This window comes from Paenibacillus sp. MCAF9, from assembly GCF_052114265.1.
Lineage (GTDB): Bacteria > Bacillota > Bacilli > Paenibacillales > Paenibacillaceae > Pristimantibacillus.
Map to the genome: position 1 here is coordinate 1 of NZ_JBFREL010000064.1, position 3745 is coordinate 3745.

The window sequence follows — 3745 nt, forward strand, 5'->3', positions numbered from 1 at the left end:
AAATAGACCAACACCTTAAATAGACCAACACCTTCTATTCCCGCATGCCCTCAAACGGAACTTCCTAGCCCATGTTTTGTAATCATTTAAACTCCTATTTCAATCTGTATGTGAAATCCTGAGAATTCGCGAGTATTCGTGAGAAAAACCTTATTCTCTGAGGGAGCTCAATGATCTGAAGAAATTGTTCACGCAAGCTATTCCTCTGAAATCTCTACGTACGAACTAAACCTAATTTGACGCCGAAATTGGGCATTCACCTTGCCTTGGGCGAATATCTTAATGAGGAAGTGCATTTTAAAAAATTGAGGTGATACACTTGGGATACTTCGTTACTGTGGAACCGGGCGTAAAAGTATTTATAGAGGACATCAATCCTATGGGAAATAAAACGATACTTTTTATTCATGGATGGCCGCTAAACCATAATCAGTTCGAATATCAGTTCAATTACCTTCCCAAGCTCGGATATCGTTGTATCGGAATGGACTGGAGAGGATACGGCAATTCGGATAAACCATTCGACGGTTACGGTTTCGATAGACTAGCAGATGATCTTCGTATGGTCATCGAAGCGTTACAGTTAAAAAACATAATACTAGCAGGACACTCTACCGGAGGCGCAATCTCAATTCGTTATATGGCTCGTTACAAAGGGTACGGGGTATCTAAACTCGTCCTGATTGACGCTGCGTCTCCATCAAGCGTTCCCAAAGAATTTACGAATAAAATCATCGAAGAAACAAACAATGACCGTCCGAAAATGCTGCAAAACCAAACGGAGATTTTTTTCTTTCAGTACATTTCTGAACCAAAATCCGAATGGTTCTTTCTAATGGGTTTACAAGCTGCCAATTGGTCGACTTCCGCTATTATGGTCACGCTAAGAGACGAGAATGTATACAACGATCTTGGACAGATCGATGTGCCCACATTAATTATTCATGGAATTCATGATAAAGTCGTTCCGTTTACACAAGCTCAGGAAACAAATAAGCTGATTAAAAATTCGCAATTAGTTTCATTTCAATACAGCGGTCATTGCCCTTTTTTGGAGGAGCGTGATAGATTCAACCAACTATTATCTTCTTTTGCATAACGCCTCGAATTAACCATCGCTCCCCCTAAATATAGTCCGATAATGCCCGATAATGGAGCAAATCTGCCAGTCAGCGTAATCAAAAAAGGAGCAGCTGCCCTCTGCAACTGCTCCTTTTTGTGTTTAACTAACGTGTCTCGATAGTTCAACCATCAAGTGCATGATATGTTTGTTCTTCATCCATTAATTATGTTCACTCCCCCTTTTATTACCAGTAGCTGTCTTCACTTGCTTAGTGACTAAAAAAACCTCCTTCTAACGAAAAGTATTATATAAAACCAGAATGGTAACAGAACGTTGCTAGGAGGGAAAAATTTATGACTATCCAACTCACTGAATGTATGAATCACTCAGCTCAAAATAATCCCAATATAACTTCTATTATGGCTGAAATGATCGCAACTATGGAGAATGACGCCAAACTCAAAAAAGAAATTCTTTTTACAGTTGATGAAATCAGTATGGAGATTTTCAGAAAAGATAAACTTTGTTATGACGTAGTGAATGCTACTTGTAATAACGGTGACTATTACAAAGCTAAGAAGCTATGGAAACAATTTAGAAATGAAGTAGAGCTTGCCCTAGAAGAATTGTATAAGCGAATTCAATGGACGAGGTACCCTGACGAGTGGAGTGAGACATATGAGCTCCTAAAGCGTCGAGCAGCTTTACATGATGATGAGGTGGAAAGAATAGAGCGGCAAGAGTTATTGAGCGTCTAATCAGTTCTATAAATTGGAACAGTCATCTCTTATCACACTCAATTCGAGCTCGACCCCGGGTAGTCTTGCGCTCGGGCTACATGTTTGAATTTTGCGATGTCGACACCAACAATTAAAGTAGAAGAAGTGATTTGATTAATGCGTTCATTTATCTTGTAGTCTCCTTGGTTTGATTTGAATCCGGTAGCTGACGAGCAACTTGGACCCAATAACATCATACCAAGGAGTCTTTTAGTTACTCAAACCTCGTATTTCTTCATAATAGGAATGCTGCCCGTTAGTAGAACATCTTGTACGGCACAGCTATTTCTCCAATTCATAGCGGGCCGCGATAATACCTGACTTGAGCGTTCGGCTGGACAGCAGTTTGAGCCTCATTTTCTCACCGCCGCCGTGGAATGCCGATTTTCCGCCGCCCAAGATGACTGGACAAATCGTCAGCAGGAATTCGTCGATCAGGCCGAGTTCAAGCAACGTCCTCGCCGCCCCCGGACTGCCGAAGATAACGAGATTTTTGCCAGGCTGCTCCTTGAGCGCCTTGATTTCATCTGCAATATTGTCCTTGATCAGTACCGTATTGTTCCATTCGACAAATTCCATCGAGCCAGAAATGACGATCTTCTTAACATCCTGCAGCCATTTGGCATGCTCCATATCGTGCCTCGACGCATCCGGATTGTCCAGCATCGCGGGCCAGTAGCTCTCCATCATCCGATACGTCGTTCGTCCGTATACCGGAGAGCCGACTTCGGCTACGACTTCCTCGGCGTATTTCTCTAATTCCTCGTTGTACGGAATCCAATCTAGTCCTCCGTTCGAATCCGACGCATACCCGTCCAGCGACACATGCATGAACAATACGAGTTTTCTCATGTTGCTTCCTCCTATTTCGAATTTAGTTGTTCAATTTTTTGGCAGTAGGCCGTGTTTCGTCCTGCTCTTACATTCACTATAAATCATTACGTTACGTAAGGGTCAAGTGGAAATCTGAAGACAAAAATGTTGCGTATCTACCCGTTAGCTTAACGAGAAGAAGCAGCTGCCATCCGGCTAACTGCTCTATGGTCCGTTGAACTATCGTTCTCCTTTTTAGCTAAACGAGTTACGTTGCAAATCATTAAAATTATCTATAAAATACCCTTCTGATTCCCATCCACTATTAGTTTTCTGTATTAATTCCCGATAGATAATTTAGCTTTACCGAATCTACTCATAAGCTTGGTTTTATAATAATCCATATTGCGACCTTCAAAAACATAATCTAATGCACAATAATTATCTCCCATATATATTGCAAAGTCATAACCGAAGTAGTCAGCAAATTCTTGGCATATTGCCCTTAGTTCAAGTTGCAACTCTTGATTTTCTATAAATTGATGCTACCTAAAACAAGGACTGAACTCACAGATGTACTTATTAAATATAAATCGAAACCCACCGGGGCCTCCAAGCTCAACATATTCTTCATCCCCTATTAGCACGGGATCAAATGGCTCAATGTTATATGATTCACTAATACGATCACGATTTAATAACCATTGTCTGTCAAGATGCGGGTTATGAAAATTAACTTCTTTAATACACTTTACAACTTTAGGAAATCTTATTCCTTTAACAATCTCTTCTTTAAAAACTTCTATGGCTGTAACATCTAATGAATGTTTAAAAACAGCTGAGAAATCTACCCCCATTTTCCACCTCCAATTTCAAAATTATTCCATAATATTATACCATTTTTATTCCATGAGAATTAAATTAAACTGCCCGTTAATCGTACAAAAGGCTGCCAAGCGGCCAATGTCATTAAGTTAAGGTGTAAGTTCAATAGAATGCAAAAGAGCAGGTTATCAAAAAGATAGCCTGCTCTTTTTTTGCCCAAATGAGGAAAAAGAACTTGACAGGCGATTGTAAGTGTGTGGCGAAG

4 protein-coding genes are annotated in these 3745 nt (G+C 40.4%); 2 read left to right on the forward strand and 2 right to left on the reverse strand.

Going from position 1 to position 3745, the window contains the following annotated elements; translation table 11 throughout:
* Nucleotides 1-319 precede the first annotated feature (319 nt).
* Both AB4Z45_RS32730 and AB4Z45_RS32735 read left to right on the forward strand, forming a co-directional pair.
* Nucleotides 320-1099 carry an alpha/beta fold hydrolase gene (locus AB4Z45_RS32730; RefSeq protein ID WP_441913811.1) on the forward strand — a complete coding sequence of 260 codons (780 nt, stop codon included), beginning with the start codon at nucleotides 320-322 and terminating at the stop codon, nucleotides 1097-1099.
* A gap of 317 nt (nucleotides 1100-1416) precedes the next feature.
* Nucleotides 1417-1821, forward strand: a complete 405-nt coding sequence (locus AB4Z45_RS32735) for a hypothetical protein (RefSeq protein ID WP_339208311.1) — start codon at nucleotides 1417-1419, stop codon at nucleotides 1819-1821.
* Between the two features lie 303 nt (nucleotides 1822-2124).
* Here AB4Z45_RS32735 and AB4Z45_RS32740 read toward each other — a convergent pair whose 3' ends face one another.
* Both AB4Z45_RS32740 and AB4Z45_RS32745 read right to left on the reverse strand, forming a co-directional pair.
* A complete protein-coding gene (locus tag AB4Z45_RS32740) occupies nucleotides 2125-2694 on the reverse strand; it encodes a dihydrofolate reductase family protein (RefSeq protein ID WP_441913812.1) in 570 nt (189 codons plus the stop codon).
* A 506-nt stretch (nucleotides 2695-3200) separates the two neighbouring features.
* The gene (locus AB4Z45_RS32745) at nucleotides 3201-3512 is read right to left on the reverse strand and encodes a hypothetical protein (RefSeq protein ID WP_441913813.1); all 312 of its coding nucleotides are present in this window, start codon (nucleotides 3510-3512) and stop codon (nucleotides 3201-3203) included.
* Nucleotides 3513-3745 lie beyond the last annotated feature (233 nt).